Origin of the sequence: Microbacterium sp. K24, assembly GCF_004794465.1 — a bacterium.
In the GTDB taxonomy this organism is placed as follows: Bacteria; Actinomycetota; Actinomycetes; order Actinomycetales; family Microbacteriaceae; genus Microbacterium.
The window spans coordinates 38,793-55,914 of sequence record NZ_SSDJ01000048.1 but is presented as its reverse complement, the minus strand read 5'-3'; the positions used below and the strand labels follow the sequence as shown (position 1 = coordinate 55,914).

The 17,122-nt window shown below is 69.7% G+C and carries 17 protein-coding genes; 12 read left to right on the top strand and 5 right to left on the bottom strand.

Features of this window, described 5'->3' with window-relative positions:
* Positions 1-19 precede the first annotated feature (19 nt).
* Together DW306_RS02795 and DW306_RS02790 are read left to right on the top strand one after the other, a co-directional pair.
* Entirely contained in the window at positions 20-1,036 is a 1,017-nt protein-coding gene (locus DW306_RS02795; protein WP_136054124.1) for a sugar phosphate isomerase/epimerase family protein, read from the top strand.
* On the top strand, positions 1,036-1,905 hold the full coding sequence (locus DW306_RS02790; RefSeq protein WP_136054123.1) for a ThuA domain-containing protein: 870 nt from the start codon (positions 1,036-1,038) through the stop codon (positions 1,903-1,905). The genes DW306_RS02795 and DW306_RS02790 overlap by 1 nt, the downstream gene beginning before the upstream one ends.
* A 43-nt stretch (positions 1,906-1,948) precedes the next feature.
* Here DW306_RS02790 and DW306_RS02785 read toward each other — a convergent pair whose 3' ends face one another.
* The 4 genes from DW306_RS02785 to DW306_RS02770 all read right to left on the bottom strand — a co-directional run bounded on the left by DW306_RS02785 (position 1,949) and on the right by DW306_RS02770 (position 5,192).
* Positions 1,949-2,332: a cupin domain-containing protein gene (locus tag DW306_RS02785; RefSeq protein WP_136054122.1), complete on the bottom strand. Its 384-nt coding sequence runs from the start codon at positions 2,330-2,332 to the stop codon at positions 1,949-1,951.
* Between the two features lie 7 nt (positions 2,333-2,339).
* The gene (locus DW306_RS02780; RefSeq protein ID WP_136054121.1) at positions 2,340-3,356 is read right to left on the bottom strand and encodes a restriction endonuclease subunit R; all 1,017 of its coding nucleotides are present in this window, start codon (positions 3,354-3,356) and stop codon (positions 2,340-2,342) included.
* Between the two features lie 14 nt (positions 3,357-3,370).
* Positions 3,371-3,781, bottom strand: a complete 411-nt coding sequence (locus tag DW306_RS02775; RefSeq protein WP_136054120.1) for a hypothetical protein — start codon at positions 3,779-3,781, stop codon at positions 3,371-3,373.
* Positions 3,782-3,920: 139 nt separating this feature from the next.
* Positions 3,921-5,192: an ROK family protein gene (locus DW306_RS02770; protein WP_136054119.1), complete on the bottom strand. Its 1,272-nt coding sequence runs from the start codon at positions 5,190-5,192 to the stop codon at positions 3,921-3,923.
* A 131-nt stretch (positions 5,193-5,323) separates the two neighbouring features.
* Between DW306_RS02770 and DW306_RS02765 the strand changes: the two genes are divergently transcribed.
* From DW306_RS02765 to DW306_RS02720, 10 genes are all read left to right on the top strand, one after another.
* Positions 5,324-6,364 carry a Gfo/Idh/MocA family oxidoreductase gene (locus DW306_RS02765; protein WP_136054118.1) on the top strand — a complete coding sequence of 347 codons (1,041 nt, stop codon included), beginning with the start codon at positions 5,324-5,326 and terminating at the stop codon, positions 6,362-6,364.
* A complete protein-coding gene (locus tag DW306_RS02760; RefSeq protein WP_136054117.1) occupies positions 6,361-7,125 on the top strand; it encodes a hypothetical protein in 765 nt (254 codons plus the stop codon). The genes DW306_RS02765 and DW306_RS02760 overlap by 4 nt, the downstream gene beginning before the upstream one ends.
* A gap of 105 nt (positions 7,126-7,230) precedes the next feature.
* Positions 7,231-8,250, top strand: a complete 1,020-nt coding sequence (locus tag DW306_RS02755) for a VOC family protein (protein ID WP_136054116.1) — start codon at positions 7,231-7,233, stop codon at positions 8,248-8,250.
* A 77-nt stretch (positions 8,251-8,327) separates the two neighbouring features.
* Positions 8,328-9,302, top strand: coding sequence for a fumarylacetoacetate hydrolase family protein (locus DW306_RS02750; RefSeq protein WP_136054115.1), 975 nt, complete (start codon positions 8,328-8,330; stop codon positions 9,300-9,302).
* Positions 9,299-10,297 carry a cyclase family protein gene (locus DW306_RS02745; protein ID WP_136054114.1) on the top strand — a complete coding sequence of 333 codons (999 nt, stop codon included), beginning with the start codon at positions 9,299-9,301 and terminating at the stop codon, positions 10,295-10,297. Before DW306_RS02750 ends, DW306_RS02745 begins: the two co-directional genes overlap by 4 nt.
* A gap of 40 nt (positions 10,298-10,337) precedes the next feature.
* Complete coding sequence (locus DW306_RS02740) at positions 10,338-11,474, top strand: FAD-dependent monooxygenase (protein WP_136054113.1); 1,137 nt, start codon at positions 10,338-10,340, stop codon at positions 11,472-11,474.
* Positions 11,471-12,475, top strand: a complete 1,005-nt coding sequence (locus DW306_RS02735) for an amidohydrolase family protein (RefSeq protein ID WP_136054112.1) — start codon at positions 11,471-11,473, stop codon at positions 12,473-12,475. Before DW306_RS02740 ends, DW306_RS02735 begins: the two co-directional genes overlap by 4 nt.
* Complete coding sequence (locus tag DW306_RS02730; protein WP_136054111.1) at positions 12,472-13,449, top strand: fumarylacetoacetate hydrolase family protein; 978 nt, start codon at positions 12,472-12,474, stop codon at positions 13,447-13,449. The genes DW306_RS02735 and DW306_RS02730 overlap by 4 nt, the downstream gene beginning before the upstream one ends.
* A 129-nt stretch (positions 13,450-13,578) precedes the next feature.
* On the top strand, positions 13,579-15,069 hold the full coding sequence (locus tag DW306_RS02725; protein WP_136054110.1) for an MFS transporter: 1,491 nt from the start codon (positions 13,579-13,581) through the stop codon (positions 15,067-15,069).
* Positions 15,070-15,096: 27 nt separating this feature from the next.
* A complete protein-coding gene (locus DW306_RS02720; protein ID WP_136054109.1) occupies positions 15,097-16,680 on the top strand; it encodes a GMC oxidoreductase in 1,584 nt (527 codons plus the stop codon).
* Between the two features lie 64 nt (positions 16,681-16,744).
* On the opposite strand, the gene DW306_RS02715 is transcribed toward DW306_RS02720, so the two are convergent.
* Entirely contained in the window at positions 16,745-17,029 is a 285-nt protein-coding gene (locus DW306_RS02715; RefSeq protein ID WP_136054108.1) for a hypothetical protein, read from the bottom strand.
* Positions 17,030-17,122 lie beyond the last annotated feature (93 nt).

Here is a 17,122-nt window from a genome sequence, read left to right as displayed (position 1 = left end):
TTCTACGAAGGAGTCGTTCATGGCACGTCCGATCACGCTGTTCACCGGTCAGTGGGCCGATCTTCCGTTCGAGGAGGTCGCACGTCTTGCGGGGGAGTGGGGATACGACGGACTCGAGATCGCCTGCTGGGGCGATCACATCGATGTGTCCCGCTGGGATGACGAGGCGTACGTGCAGAGCCGTCGCGACATCCTGGAGCGCAACGGCCTGCAGGTGTGGGCGATCTCGAACCACCTCACCGGGCAGGCGGTCTGTGACGATCCGATCGACGTGCGCCACCGCGACATCCTGTCGGACCGGGTGTGGGGCGACGGCGACCCCGAGGGCGTGCGTCAGCGGGCCGCGGAAGACCTGAAGGACACGGCGCGGTTCGCCGCGAAGCTCGGTGTCACGACGGTGAACGGGTTCACGGGCTCGAGCATCTGGAAGGCCGTGGCGATGTTCCCGCCGGCATCCGACGAGTTCATCGCCGCCGGCTATCAGGACTTCGCCGACCGGTGGAACCCGATCCTCGACGTGTTCGAGGAGGTCGGAGTGCGGTTCGCGCTCGAGGTGCATCCGTCCGAGATCGCCTACGACTACTGGACCGCGAAGGCCACGCTTGATGCGATCGGCCACCGCGAGAGCTTCGGATTCAACTTCGATCCCTCGCACTTCGTCTGGCAGCAGCTGGATTCGATCGCGTTCGTCCTCGACTTCGCGGACCACATCTTCCATGTGCACGTGAAGGAGTCGATCACGAACCTCGACGGCCGCAACGGGGTGCTCGGCTCGCACCTCCCGTGGGCGAATCCGCGTCGCGGGTGGACGTTCGTGTCGACCGGGCACGGAGCGGTGAAGTGGGAGCCGCTGTTCCGGGCTCTGAACGCGATCGGCTACGACGGTCCGACGAGTGTGGAGTGGGAGGACGCCGGCATGGATCGCCTGCACGGTGCACCCGAGGCCCTCGCCTTCGTGCGGAAGCTCGCCGCCATCACCCCGCCGGATGCCGCGTTCGATTCGGCCTTCTCCACCAAGACGGACGAGAGCGCCTGATGTCGGACCGGCTCGACGTGCTCATCCTCTCGGGACACATGACCATCGAGCACGACAACGAGCACCGCAGCTTCCGCGCCCACAACCAGTGGCTGACGACGCTGCTCGAGGACACTGGCCGCTTCCGCGTGCGCGTGATCGAGGATCCGCGCGGCCTCGGCGCCGAGATCATCGACAAGTACGACGTGATCATCGTCGTCTTCGAGGGGCGCGACGGCTATCACGACAAGGCGGTCGGGTTCGGAGCGGAGACGGATGCCGCGCTGCTGCGCTTCGTGCACGACGAGGGCAAAGGCATCGTGTGGTTCCACGGATCCGCCGTGCAGGAGGACGACTGGGGATACCCCGAGGAGTACAACGTCATGCGCGGCGCGAAGCTGAGCGTGCCCACCGGCGTCCGTCCCCGCCCGTGGGGCGAGGCGCTGCTGCGCACCGTCGAGCCGCGCCACGCGATCACCGAGGGCATCAACGAGACGTGGACCGTGACGGGTGACGACATCCTCGTCGGGGTCGAGCTCTACGACGGTGCGCAGGTGCTGCTGACGACCTTCGACGACCTCGAGTCGTACGAGAGGGCGCCGGTCTGGCCGATGTCGCACTACCCGGTCGCCATCCCGCCCGCGGGCATCGCCGCGCTGCCCGGCATGAACACGGATCAGCCGATCGCGTGGATCAACGAGTACGGCGCCGGCCGATCGTTCACGATCACCATCGGCCACGACATCGACACGTTCCGGCGCATCGAGTTCATCCGCCTGTTCCCGCGGGGCGTCGAGTGGGCGGCGACGGGGGAGATCACTCTGCACGGACCCGATCGACGCGGCGAGCGTCGCTTCCTGCCCTGGCCGTACTACAACCGCGAGGGCTGAGCGCCGGGCGACCTGCGGGGGGCGGCGGGCCGAGCCCCGCAGCTCAGCGGAAGTCGCCGACCTGCGTGTCGAGCGGCACGGTGCGCTCGGTGATCACATCGCCGGTGTGGGCGGTCGTGACAGTCTCGATCAGCACGATCTCGACCTCCTCCTCAGCGATCGGGTTGTGCTGCACGCCTCGCGGCACGACGTAGAACTGACCCGGGGTGAGCACCACCTCCTCATCGTCGGGGAGCTGGATGCGGAGACGGCCGGAGACGACCAGGAACATCTCGTCCTCGGCGTCGTGCGCGTGCCAGACCAGTTCGCCCAGCAGTCTGGCGACCTTGATGTACTGGTCGTTCACCCGCCCGACGACCCGCGGGGTCCAGTGCGCCGTGACCTGTCGAAGCTCGGCAGCGACGTCGATCCCGTGAAGAAGAGTCATGCATCCATCATGCGTGAAAGAGACGCTCCGGGCGTGCCGCGCCTGCCCCGAGCGCCCCACGCGCCAGCGCGAGATGCGCGCGCGTCATCTCGGCGGCATCGTCGTCGAGCCACTCGAGTCCGCCCCACTCGCTCGTGAACGTGCCGCGGAAGTCCGTCCCGGCGAGTTCAGCGGCCAGCGCGGCGATCGGAGCGGACACCCGGGAGTCGCTGTCGTCGAGGTCCCAGAACTTCAGGTGGAAGGCGCCGACCAGGGGCAGGATGCCGCGCAGCTCCGCGGCATCCGATCGTCCGAACCGCACCAGCATGTCCATGTACAGCGTGTGCACGGATCCGGGCACGCCTCCCGAGCGGAGGAGGGCCATCACCGCATCGTGCGTCGCCGGATCGCGCCACTCGTCGGTGAGTCGCGACAGGAGCTCGGGAGGGACGCCACCGGCCCGAAGCTGCTCGAGGTAGGTCGGCGGCAGGGCCGGCATGAGCATGCTGATGTCGATCAGCAGCCGCACGTGCGGGTCGTCGAGCTCGGCGATGGCGTCGTACTCCGCGGCCTGCGCGGTCGGGGTCTGACGCCCCTGCGCCTCTTCGAACAGCACGAGATCGAGGTCGTGCAGATGGGGGAGGAGGTCGTTCAGAAGCGCGGGCCCGGCCTGGCCGATCGGCAGACGCACTCCCGTCGCACCCAGCCGATGCGCGGCGTGCAACTGGGGCAGCAGGAACGCGAGTCGCTCCGCATCGTCGCGACGTCGCGCCGGGAGCTCCCAGTCGTCGATGCTCGCGCCGACGATGCTCACCCGTCCGCCGACGGCGGCGAGTGCCTCGCGCAGGGCCTCGGCCTCGGCATCCGTCGGCACCGGGAAGGAGCGCCACAGCTGGCCGAGCTCCACCTCGATGACCGAGGCGATGCCGTCGGCGACGATGCCCACGGCGATGTCGGGTGCGCTGCGCTCGGCGCGCACGATCTCGGAGGACCAGTTGAACGCGCTCGCCGAGAGGGTCCAGCCGGCGGGGATGTCGGTCGTCATGGATGCGCTCCGGATCAGGCGACGTCGCGCGTGATGCCCACGGCGGAGACCGGAGCGCCGGCGACGAGGTCGCGTTCGAAGAGGAAGGGAAGGATCAGGGGGCCGTCCGGACCGACCTGCAAGTAGGGGACGGCGAGGTGGAACGAGAGCCGCACGGCGTGGGAGTCGGCATCGACGGCGCGACCGAGCCGGAGGGCGAGCCGATCCTGCACGAACCACCAACCCGGCTCCACGCCGAGGTCGTCGACCGCGACCATACGGTCTCCGAGGATCGCGCGAGGCGAGGGGATCCGCGCTCCGTCGATCCACACCTCGACATCGCGCACCGCCGCGACGGGCAGGGAGCGGATCCAGGGGAGCGAGATGCGGAGGACCGCGTCGGCTCCGTCATCGACGAGGGCGTCAGCGCCCAGCGCGTCAAGCACGGCGGGGCTCTCCGGCTCGCGGACCGGCATGCAGTTCGGGCAGTGTCTCGCGCATCATCCTCGACGCCTCTCCTTCGACTTCAGTCCAGACAATACATTCTTATGTCTGATTTAGGAAGAAGGGGCGACGGTGTGCGGATCACTCCGTCGAACGGATGCGGGCCACGGTCGGCGCACCGTCGGCGAACCACCGCGGGAAGGTCTCGTCGAAGAGCTCTTCCCGAGCGAGGGCGGCGCCGCCGCGCAGCGGCTCGCGCTGATCGTTCAGGGAATTCACGATCGACAGGTCGCGGGTGGCGAGGGGGAGCGAGAGTTCGTAGACGCGTTGCCGGATCTCAGCGAGGAAGAGCTCACCCGCCGCGGCGACCGCGCCGCCGATGACGATGATGCTCGGGTTGAAGACGTTGACCAGAGTCGCGATCGATTCGCCGGCCACGCGCGCCGACTTCCGGATCAGCGAGATCGACAGCGCATCGCCGCCTTCCGCGGCCCGCGCGATCGCCTCGGGGGTGAGGGGTTCGCCGTCGGCCACGTGCTGCGCGAGGCGTCCCGCGCCTCCTTCGGACAGAGCACGTTCGGCGTCGCGCACGAGCGCCCAGCCGCCGGCCACCGCCTCGAGGCAGCCGACCTTGCCGCACCGGCACAGCTCCTCCGAATCGCGCACGCGTACGTGCCCGATATCGCCGGCCGCGCCGTTCGCACCGCGGTGCACGCGGCCGCGCGAGAGCAGGCCGGCGCCGATCCCCGAGCCGATCTTGCAGTAGATCAGATCGATGCCGTCGTTCTCGCGGCGCTCGCGCTCGCTGAACGCCAGGATGTTGACGTCATTGTCGACCCAGGTCGGCGCATCGAACCGCTCTTCGAAGCGGGTGCGGATGTCGAAGCCGTTCCATCCGGGCATGATCGGCGGCGCCACGGGGCGGCCCGAGGCGAAGTCCACAGGCCCCGGCACGCCGACGGTGATCGCCCAGACGGGGGTGTCGGGAACGTCGTCCTTCTCGAGGAGCCCGTCGATCATCGACATCGCCTCGTCGAGCGTCTCCTCCGGCCCGCGGGCGATGTCCCACGCGCGGTGCGAATCGGCCAGGATCACGCCGTCGAGGTCGGCGATGCCCACATGGATGTGCAGGGCGCCGAGCGCACAGATGATCACGCGGCCGCGTTCGGCGCGGAAGCGCAGGGTGCGCGGTGCGCGTCCTCCGGACGAGGGGGCGAACTCGCCGTCCTGGAGGAATCCGACCTCGATCGCGTGGTCGACGCGCTGCGCCACGACGCCGCGCCCGAGTCCGGTGAGGCGACCGATGTCGGGGCGCGTCACGGCTTCGCCTGTGCGGACGAGGTTGACGATGCGCAGCAGGCTCGTCATCTCATCGGTCTGCGCACCGAAACGGAGGGTGGACTCACTGGCCATACCCGATCTTCACACAGGAATCGGCGAAATCCGCGGACATCGCCCGATCTATTGTCGCAGCAGAGCGAACTTAGGTAGAGTTCCAACAAAAGCCGATGGGGGCTCCCTGCTTCCGCGAGAGGAGCAGACTCATGCCATACGGCGTCGGCGTGATCGGAGCCGGTCCAGGGGTGTCCGCGCTGCACCTGCCGACGCTCGACCGGATGCCTGAGCTGTTCCGTGTCGTGCACGTCGCCGACAGCGGGAGCGGGAGGGCCGAAGCCCTCGCCGCGCGGACGGACGCGCGCTGGTCGTCCGGGATCGACGAGCTGCTCGGCGATCCCGCCGTCGACATCGTGGCCATCTGCTCGCCGCCGGAGCGCCATGCCGCGCAGATCCTCGCCGCCGTCGAGGCGGGCGCGCGCACGATCATGTGCGAGAAGCCGATCGCGCTCACCCACGACGATGCGAGAGCCGTCATCGACGCCTGCCGGCGCTCGGGGGCGGCGCTCGTGGTGGGGACGAACCACCTCTTCGATCCGGCCTGGGGAAGGGCCCGGCACCACATCGCCGCAGAGCAGGCGCCGGTTCGCTCTGTGTCGGTCACGGTCTCGTTGCCTCCGAACGGGCGGTATCACGACGTGGTGACGGAGTCGCTGCCGGGTGCGGCGCCGGCCCGCCCGGCTCCGGACTGGAACGATCCCGACTTCTCCGCCGCCGTCGTCCGCCAGCTGATCCTCGGCCTCGGCATCCACGATCTCCCGCTGCTGCGCGACCTCGCGCCTCGTCTCGACAGAGTGCTGTTCGCCCGTCCGATCGCCCCGATCGGCTACGGCGTCGGATTCGTCGCCGGCGACGTCCTCATACGTCTCACCGCGGTGATGCTCCCGGCGGGGGCCGAGGCGCTGTGGCGTCTGTCGGTCTCGACCGGGCGCGACCTCGTCGACATCGAGTTCCCTCCGGCCTTCGTCCACGACGGCAGTGCGCGAGCGCGCGTCCGTCATGTCGACGGGCGCGTGTCGGAGTACCCGCCTCTTCCCGATGACGGATATCTGGCCGAATGGCGGGTGGTGGCGGCGCTCGCCGCCGGGGTCGAGACCGTGGAGTACGACGAGATCCTGGCCGACGCCTCCTACGCGATCGACCTGGCGGATGCCGCGGCTGCCGCGGTCCGTGACGGGATGCCGCGATGATCGGCGTCAACGGTGCAACGGGGCACTATCGGACGGCGGTCGCGGAGCTGCCGCTGCGCGCGCAAGCGGTCGAAGAGACTTTGGGCGCGATCGTCGTCGTCGATGGGTCGCGAGGATGGCCGCAGCGTTCTCTGGTCGCCGTGCGGGCGGGCGCCGCGGCGCTGCTCATCGCGGATCCGATCACGGTCGACGACGAGGAGATCGCTGCTCTCGAGACGGCGGGCGGTCGGACGCCGATCCTGCTCGATCGGCCGTGGCTTCGCGTCGACGTGGTGGCGGATGCCGCCGTGCCGGAGGATTCCCGGCATGTGATGGCGGATGCCGTCGCGACCCTCTCGGACCTGAACGCCGTGGTGCGCGACGCCGTCGGCTGGCTCCGCGTGCTGGCGGGAGGCGAACTGGAACTCCGTGCCGCGGCATCGCTCCCGCACGGGGTGCTCGCTCTGCTCGAGGAGCCGCACTCGCGGAGTGCCGCGACGGTGACGGCATCCGCTCTGATGGGCCGAGGGGGAGCGCGGCTGCGCGCGCATGCCCTCGGTGAGACGCGCGTCGAGGTCGATCTCGACGCCGCCACCGGTCTCCGGAGCGTGGAGGTGAGCACCGCCGAAGGCCGGCTGCTGCGCCCGCGTCGGCATGAGGCAGGCGAGCGGGTGGCTCTGCGGCGTGCGATCGATGCGGTCGAGGAGAGGGCCATTCCCTCTGATCTGGGAGCGTTCCGGCATGATTCGGCGCTCGCGACGAGGATGCTGGCGTCGAGATAAACGAGGCTGATCCCCCGCATAGCCACATCGGGATTCCTGAATAGTCAGGATCCGACCAAAGTAGAGCGCGGGGCAGTTCCCAGAGCCCCCACGAAAGGATCGAAGATGATCAAGCTGCTCTCCCACCTCTCCTACGTGGCGATCACCACCCCCGACGTCGAAGCGTCGGTGAAGTTCTACGAGGACCAGGTCGGACTCACCGTCGTGGACCGCGTGGACGGTGCCGTGTACCTGCGCTGCTGGGGCGACTACTACGCGTATTCGCTCGTGGTGATCCCGGGCGACGAGCCCTCCCTCGCCACGATGGCCTGGCGCACCTCCAGCGCCGAGGCGCTCGACGAAGCCGCCCAGCGCATCGAAGCCGCCGGCATCGACGGCGAGTGGCTCGACGACGTGCCGCACATCGGCCGCGCCTACCGCTTCACCGGACCCTGGGGGCACTCGATGACCCTGCACTGGGACGTCACGCGTCACCAGGCGAGCGGCGCCACGGCGTCGATCTACCCCGACCGCCCCGAGAAGCGCTCCAGTGTCGCCGGTGCGCCGCGCCAGCTCGACCACGTCACCATCGCGACCAGCAGCGTCGACGACTTCGCCGCCTGGTACAACGAGGTGCTCGGGTTCCGGATCATGGCCAAGACGATCCTCGACGAGGCGCCCATCTCGGTCTTCTCCGTGCTCACCACCAACGAGAAGTCGCACGACCTCGGTGTCGTGCTCGACGGCTCGACCCGCGCCGGGCGCATCAACCACTACGCGTTCTGGGTCGACACCCGTGAGGAGCTGCTGATCGCCGCCGACACCCTCATGGAAAACGGCATCCCGATCGAGTACGGCCCGAACATCCACGGCATCGGCGAGCAGACGTTCCTCTACTACCGCGAGCCGTCGTCGCTGCGCATCGAGCTGAACACCGGCGGCTACCGCAACTACGTGCCCGACTGGGAGCCGAACACCTGGAAGCCGTCGCTGGGCTCGAACAACTTCTACCGCAACGGCGCCATGCCGATGTCGATGACGGAATCGTTCCCCGCGGCGGACGGCCCCAGCGCGACCGAAGAGGGCGTGCCCGACGAGATCAAGGAAGCACTCTTCAACCCGTACGCCAAGCACGGCCAGGGTTGAGCACCTCTCCGGGGCGGACGCCGTCGTCCGCCCCGGAATCCACGAGGCCATACTGAACGACAGAGGATCGACCGACGATGACGACGACAGCACCCGACGCCCCCTTCGCCCTGGCGCGCTACCGCGAGGAGGGACGTGTGCGCCTCGGTCTCGCAGCGGGCGAGCGCATCCGCCCGCTCTCCTCCGAGGATCTGGGCGCGGACGGCTTGAACGCCTTCCTCGCCGCTCCTGACTGGGATCGTCTGCAGGCGCTCGCCGACGCGGACGGTCCGTGGGTCTCTCTCGCCGACGTCACCCTCACCGCTCCGGTCGAGCCGCGCCAGGTGCTGCAGACCGGCGCCAACTACCGTGAGCACGTGATCGAGCTCGTCGCGGCCGGCCTGACGCAGAACTCCGACCGCACACCGGAGCAGGCGCGGGAGTTCGCCGCCGCCATGATGGACGATCGCAAGGCGAACGGCGAGCCGTACTTCTTCATCGGATTGCCCGCGGCCGTGGTCGGCGACGACGTTCCGCTGGTGCTCCCGGCCTACAGCGAGGTGCACGACTGGGAGCTCGAGCTCGCCCTGGTCATCGGCCGCGAGGCCTTCCAGGTCTCCCGTGAGGACGCTTGGGAGCACATCGCCGGCTACACGATCGTCAACGACGTCACGACCCGCGACCTCGTGTTCCGCAAGGACATGAAGGAGATCGGCACCGACTGGTACCGCGCCAAGAACGCGCCCGGCTTCCTGCCGACCGGTCCGTTCCTGGTCCCGGCGCCCTTCGTCTCGGCGGAGGAGGCCGCGGTGCGCCTCGACCTCAACGGGCAGACGATGCAGGACGCCTCGACGAGCGACCTGCTCTTCGACATCCCCGCTCTCCTCTCCGCCGCATCGCAGACGCACCCGCTCTATCCCGGTGATCTGCTGCTCACGGGCAGCCCGGCCGGCAACGGTCAGCACTGGCGGCGCTTCCTCCGCGACGGCGACGTGATGACCGGCACGATCGCGAATCTCGGCACGCAGGTCGTGCGCTGCGTCTCGCCGGCCTCGGACGGAGCGTCTTCATGACGACCCCGTCGGAGAACCCGGCGGACCTGGACCGCAGCGACCCGGAGTCCGAGATCGCGGCGCGCGCCACGGCGTTCCGCAACTGGGGTCGCTGGGGCGAGGACGACGTGCTCGGAACCCTGAACTTCATCGACGATGCCACGCGTGCCACGGCGGCGACGCTCGTCTCGACCGGTCGGGTCGTGTCGCTGTCGCAGCGCTTCGACACCGACGGGCCGCAGAAGGGGTGGCGCCGCCGCACCAACCCCGTGCACACGATGACCGACACCGGCGTCGACGCCGAACGCGGCAATCAGGGCTTCCCGCACGGCATCGGCGGCGCCGACGACGTGATCGCGATGCCGCTGCAGTGCTCCACGCAGTGGGACGGCCTCGGTCACATCTTCGACCACGGCAACGCCTGGAACGGGCGACGGGCAGGAGACGTCGTCACCAGCGATGGCGATCTCGTCACGGGCATCGAGCACGCGGCATCCGTCATCGTCTCGCGCGGCGTCCTTCTCGACGTCGGACGCCACCTGTTCCCCGAGACCGGCGAGCTGCCCGACGGCCACGCCATCACGGTCGCCGATCTCGAGGCCACGATCGCCGCACAGGGACCGTCGAGCACGGTCGGTCGTGGCGACATCGTGGTCGTGCGCACCGGTCAGTACGCCCGCACGCGCCGCGAGGGCTGGGGCGACTACGCCGGCGGACCCGCACCCGGACTGTCGCTGACGACGGCCGGCTGGCTGCACCGCACCGAGATCGCGGCGATCGCGACCGACACGTGGGGATTCGAGGTGCGACCGAACGAGTTCGACGTGCCGGCATTCCAGCCGCTGCACCAGGTCGTCATCCCCAACCTCGGCCTGACGATCGGCGAGATGTGGAACCTCGACGAGCTCGCCGAGGCGTGCGCGGAACGCGGCCGGTGGGACTTCCTGCTGTCCGCTCCGCCGCTGCCGATCACGGGCGCGGTCGGCTCGCCGGTGAATCCGGTCGCCATCCTCTAGACAAGAAACATCGCTCACTCAGAACAGGGAGGTTCTGCACATGACCGCAGTACGAAAGGTCGCGATCGCCGGCACCGGGGTCGCCGGGCTCGCCGCCGCCATCCAGCTGGCCAAGGCGGGCGTGGAGGTCGTCGTCTTCGAGGCGAAGGACGCCCCGTCGACCCTCGGCTCCGGCATCTCGCTGCAGGGCAACGCCCTGCGCGTCTTCGATGCGCTCGGCGCATGGGACGACATCCGCGCGGCGGGCTTCCCGTTCGAAGGGCTCAACCTGCGCGCTCCCGGCCCCGGTGCCCCCGTGGTCGCCGCGCTCCCCGACGTGAAGACGGGCGGTCCGGACTACCCGGCCGCGATGGGGATGCCGCGCGCCGAACTCACGCGCATCCTGCTGGAGCACGCGCGCGCAGCGGGTGCCGAGGTGCGTTTCGGAGCGAAGGTGACGGGGCTGCAAGCCCACGGCGCGGAAGCGGTCGAGGTGTTCGTGAACGAGGAATCGACGGGGGAGTACGACCTGCTCATCGGGGCAGACGGCCTGCACTCGGCGGTGCGCGAGCTCGTCGGCATCGAGACCAAGCCCGAGCCGACCGGCATGGGCATCTGGCGCGCGTTCGTCTCCCGCCCCGCCGACGTCGACCGCTCGGAGCTGTATTACGGGGGTCCGATGTACATCGCGGGCTACACGCCCACCGGCGACGACACCATGTACGCGTTCCTCGTCGAAGACGCCCAGGATCGCTTCGGGGTCACGGGCGAGGAGGCCACACAGATCATGCTCGAGGCGTCGCGCGCGTACGACGGGCCGTGGAACTCGATCCGCGCCGATCTCGAGGCCGGCGCTGTCGCGAACTACACCTGGTTCACGCAGCACGTCGTGCCGGCTCCCTGGAACCGCGGCCGCGTGATCGTGATCGGCGACGCCGCGCATTCCTGCCCTCCGACGATCGCGCAGGGCGCAGCGCAGGGGCTCGAGGACGCGTTCGTGCTCACCGAGCTGCTGACCGGACGGGATGCCGTCGACGACGCGCTCTTCGACGAGTTCCATGCGCGACGGCTGCCTCGCGCCCAGGCGGTGGTCGATGCCTCGGTGCAGCTCGGCCGCTGGCAGCTCGAGCACAACCGCGAGGCCGACGCCGGCGGACTCATCTTCGGCATCGCGCAGCAGATGGCGGCGCCGGTATGACCACGGACGTGCACGCCCACGTGCTGCTGCCGTCGCTGCAGCAGGAGGTCGAGCGCCGGGTGCCCGACCTCGTGCGCGAGGCCGCGGCGCTCGAACTCACCAGGAACGGGGCGGAGAGCCTCGCCGTCTCGGGCCCGATGGTGGGCGCACGCATCCCGAAGCTCACGTCGGTGCCGGTGCGCCTGGCCGACATGGACGCCCAGGGCGTCGACGTGCAGTGGGTCAGCGCGTCTCCGAACCACTTCTATCCGTGGGCGCCCGAGGGGCTGGCGGTGTGGGCGGCGAACGAGGCGAACCGCCTGGTGGCCGAGCATGTGGCAGAGGCCCCCGAGCGCCTCGTCGGACTGGGACTCGTTCCCCTGCAGCATCCGGAGCGGATCGTCGAATGCCTCGACGACGCAGTGCTCGGCCGCGGACTCGCGGGGGTCGAGATCTCGTCGTTCGCGGGCGACGTGGAGCTCTCCGACGAGCGTCTGGAGCCGTTCTGGGCGCGGGCCGCCGAGCTCGGTGCGGTGGTCTTCCTGCACCCGTTCGGATGCTCGCTCGACGAGCGCCTCGATCGCTTCTACCTGTCGAACACGGTCGGACAGCCGGTGGAGAATGCGGTGGCGCTGTCGCACCTGATCTTCGCGGGCGTGCTCGATCGGCATCCGGACCTGACGATCGTCGCGGCCCATGGCGGGGGCTACCTGCCCTTCGCGATCGGGCGCTCCGATCGTGCCTGGCGGGTGCGGCCCGAGGCGCAGCGCTGCGCGCACGCGCCGTCGACGTATCTTCCGAAGATCTGGTTCGACACCGTCGTGCACGATCCGGAGGCGCTGCGGCGCCTCGTCGAGGTCGCGGGCGAGTCGCGCGTGCTGCTCGGCAGCGACTACCCGTTCGACATGGGTCTCGACAGCCCGGTCGAGTTCATCGAGGAGGCAGGCCTGGATGCGGGTGTCGTCGACGGGATCCTCGGGGGGAACGCCGAAGCGCTGCTCCGGCGTCGGGTGCGGGCATGAGGATCGCCCGCTGGCTCGCGGGGAGCGAGGTGGGTGAGGGGTTCGTGGAGGGCGATCAGGTGCTCGCCTTCCCCCGCGGGCTGGGCGTCGCCGACGTGCTCGCCGCTGGTCTGGATGCCGCGCGCGAGCTGCATGGCGAGCTCGAGGGAGCGACTGGTCCGGCACTCGCCGAGGTGACCCTGCTCGCCCCTCTCGTGCCGGCATCCGTCCGCGACTTCGTGGCGTTCGAGGAGCACGTCGAGGGCGTCAGCGCCGGTGTCGAGGGCAAGAGCGACGTGGCGCCGGAGTGGTACGACGCTCCGACGTTCTATTTCGGGAACCCGCATACGATCCTGGGACCGGCCGATGTGCTGCATCCGCCGGTGACCGAGCGCCTGGACTTCGAATTGGAGCTGGCCGTCGTGATCGGCGGAGGGCCGGGCGCCGGAGAGTCCAACCTCGATCCCGAGGCCGCCGCATCCGTCATCTTCGGGTACACCATCATGAACGACTGGTCGGCGCGCGATCTGCAGGCCAGGGAGATGAAGGTGCGGCTCGGGCCCGCCAAGGGCAAGGACTTCGGAATGAGCCTCGGACCGTGGATCGTCACGGCGGATGAGCTCGATCCCTACCTCGACGACGAGGGCTTCCTCGCGATCCGCGCCGAGGTCTTCGTGAACGACGAGCTCATCGGCGAGGACCTGGTCTCGAACGCGGGCTGGCCGTTCCCGGAGTTCGTCGCCTACGCGTCGCGCAATTCGCGGGTCGTGCCCGGCGATGTGCTCGGCAGCGGCACGGTCGGCAACGGCGGTTGTCTCGGCGAGCTCTGGGGGCGCAACGGCAGCCTCACGCCGCCTCCCCTCGTCGAGGGCGACGTGGTGCGCATGGTGGTCGAGGGAGTGGGTGAGCTCGTCGGACGCGTCGGGAGCGCGGTCTCCGCGCCGGCCCTGCCGCGCGCGCGGGTCCGCTCGCGCGCGCGCCGTCGCCCGCTTTAGTTGAAAAGCGACCAAAGTGGGAGTAGACTCGACATGGCGCCGGGGTTCCTCGAACCCGTTCCCGCTCGTGACGTTGCGAGCGGGGCACACGAAGTCGCGTCGACTGCCCGATCGATCGGGCCATCGGTCATGCCCCCACTCTCGACGCTGCGTCTGCGTCTTCTCGTCGTCTCCCTGCTCACGGTGTCGTTCCTCGGCGCCCTCGACCACACGATCGTCTCCACCTCGCTCGCCACCATCGCCGGCGAGCTCGGCGCCCTCGAGCACATGGGCTGGGTGGTCGTCGGCTACACGCTGGCCAGCACCGTGCTGCTCCCGGTGCTCGGCAAGCTCGGCGACGTGGTCGGGCCGCGCGCCGTGTTCCTCACCTCGCTCGTCGTGTTCCTCGCCGCGTCACTCGCCTGCGGATTCGCGCAGACCATGCCCTGGCTCATCGTGGCCAGGGTGCTGCAGGGGATGAGCTCCGCAGGTCTGCAGCTCATGTCGCAGACGATCATCGCGCAGGTCACCTCGCCCCGGGAACGCCCGAAACACATGGCCGTCATCGGCGCCGCTTTCCCGATCGCGATCCTCGTCGGTCCCGTGCTCGGCGGGCTCATCACCGACTTCTGGGGTTGGCAGTGGGTGTTCTGGGTGAACATCCCGATCGGCGTCGCCGCCCTCGCCCTCGCCGTGGTCGCCGTGCCGCACATCCCGCCCGGCGGGAGGCGCCGCTTCGACGTCGCCGGCGCCATGACGTTCACCGCCGCGCTCGTCGCCCTGGTGCTGGCGGTGTCCTGGATGGCGGATCCCGGCCTGCGCACCGCCACCGTCGTCGCCTTCGCCGCCGCGATCATCGCCTTCGCCGCCTTCGTGCTCGCCGAGATGCGGGCGCCGGAGCCGATCGTGCCGCTGCGGTTCTTCGCGAACCGCACCATCGCCGTCGGCACCGCCCTGTCGGCGATCATCGGCATCGGACTCTTCTCGATCACCGCCTACCTGCCGACCTACGTGCAGATGGCCTATCAGACGTCGGCGACCGTGTCGGGGCTCGTGCCGATCGCGACGGTGTTCGGGATGCTGCTGAGCAACCTCAGCACCGGTTTCCTCGCCAGCCGTACCGGGAGCTACCGGATCTACCCCATCATCGGGACGGCTCTGGGGGCGGTCGGTCTGGGCGCCATGGCGTTCCTGCCCGTCGGACTGCCGCTCTGGGCGCCGATGATCGTCATGTTCGTGGTCGGCGTCGGAACCGGTGCCTTCATGAGCCTCATCGTCGCCGTGGTGCAGAGCGCCGCACCGCGGAGCTCGACGGGAGCGATCACGGCCACGGTGAACATCGTGCGCCAGGTCGGCGCGACCGTCACGACCGCCGTGATCGGCGGGGTCGTCGGATTCGGTGTCGCCGCGCTGCTGCCGGCAGGCCTCGATGCGACCGCCCTGACACCGCAGCTCGTGCAGGCGTCCGACGCCGCTGTCCAGGCCGAGGTCGCCGGTATCTACCGCGATGTCTTCGCACCGGTGTTCGCGGCGCTCGCGGTCGCCTACGTCGTCGGGTTCGTCGTCGCGCTCCTCATGCCCGCCGGCCGGCTCTCCGACGAGCACGACGCCGTCCCGTCCGCCGAACCCGTCACCGCCTGAATCCGCCTGCATCCGGGAGAAGAATCCATGTCCGAGAACTTGACCCCCACCGAGAACCCGACGATCGCGATCGTCGGCAGCGGACCCGTCGGATCCGCGTACGCCCGCGTGATCCTGCAGAGCCACCCGACCGCGCGGGTCGTCATGTTCGAGGCGGGACCGCAGATCACCGAGCGCCCCGGCGCCAGCGTGCGCAACATCGCCGATCCGGACGAGAAGGCCCGCGCCAGGGAGATGGCGCAGGGCCCGCAGGCCGGCGCCTTCCGCGAATCGCTGGGCATCCCCGCCGGCGTCGTCGTGGAGGGGATGTTCACCGCGCGCCAGGGAACGCACCTGCTCGACTTCGGCGGCGAGGGCTCCGCGCACGCACCGACGTTCCCGGCAGCGGCGGCGGCGACCAACGTCGGCGGCCAGGGTTCGCACTGGACCTGTGCGATCCCGCGGCCGGCGTTCAGCGAGAAGCTCCCGTTCATCGACGACGAGGAGTGGGAGGAGCTCATCGAGACCGCCGAAGGGCTGCTCCACCATCAGGGCGCGGCCTTCGCGGACTCGCCGATCGGCGGGGCCATCCGCACCCTGCTCGAAGGGGAGTTCGCCGCAGAGCTGCCGGAGGGCTACGGCGTGAGCACGCTCCCCATCGCGGGCGACCCGCAGCCGGACGGCACCATGGTGTGGGCCGGCGCGGACATGGTGCTCGGACCTCTCATCGACGAGGGCACCGACGAGAACGCTCGGTTCGAGCTGCGCGACCTCTCTCTGGTCCGTCGGGTCGAGCACGAGGGCGGACGGGCCACCGGGGTGACGGTCGAAGACCTGCGCACGAAGGAGGCGTCGTTCGTGCCCGCCGACCTCGTCGTGGTCGCGGCCGACGCGTTCCGCTCGCCGCAGCTGCTGTGGGCCTCCGGCATCCGTCCCGCGGCTCTCGGTCGCTACCTGACCGAGCATCACGTGGTGATCTCGACGGTGTCGCTCGAGGGCGACCGGATGGCCGAACTCGTCAGCGACGACGAGTTGCAGCGCGAACTCGCCCGGCGCGCGCAGAACCCGGCCGACCCGGTCGCCGCGGTGAACCGCATCCCGTTCTCCGAGCCCGATCACCCGTTCTCGCTGCAGGTGATGTACGCCGAGAACCCGCCGTTCCCCCTCGATCCGTCGCACCCCCACGCGGGCAACCGCTGGGGCTACGTGAACATGGGGTACGGCGTCCGCAAGCACCCTCGCGCCGAGGACGGCGTGCGCTTCGACGACGACGAGCTCGACTACCGCGGCCTGCCGAACATGACGATCGAGTACGCCCTCACCGAGGTGGAGGAGGCGGAGATCGCAGACGCCACCGCGCACCTGCGCCGCGCCGGCGCCGCGCTCGGAACGTTCATCGCCGAGCCGCGACTGCTGCCCAACGGTTCGAGCCTGCACTACATGGGCACGATGCGCGCGGGGGCGGTGGACGACGGCACGAGTGTCGCCGACCCGTACTCGCGGGTCTGGGGCTTCGAGAACCTCGTCGTCGGCGGCAACGCGCTCATCCCGACGGCGAACACGATGAACCCGACCCTGACCAGCGTCGCCATCGCGGTGCGCGGTGCGCGGGAGGCGGCGGCGCGGCTCTGAGAGCCGTCGACCGCTCGCGAAGGAGGTCAGCAGCAGCAGCGCTGCGGCGCGGGCGCGGCTTCCCTCACGAGGCGATCAGCGGCGGCAGGTGCGGGATCGTGATCGGCCTCGTCGACCGATCGCGCTCCTCGAACCGTCGCACCTCTTCGAGGGCGTCGATCGGTTCCATGTACCGTGTCGCCGCGGGGATCTCGCGCATCCACATGACCTCGACCTCGTACTCATCGACCTTGTACACGCAGCCCACGGTTCGACGCGGATCGTTCACCTCGTATCGGTGATCGAGAATCAGCCATTCGTGCTCAGCGACTTTCCGGAGCTCGAACCGCGGGGCGGCCAGTCCAGTCATCTCAACCTCCTGTCGGACAGATCTGATGTCGGTCGGACGGGGGCGCGGAGAAGTCCTTCGTTCCGGCAGCGCACGCCGAAGCGAGAGCTACCG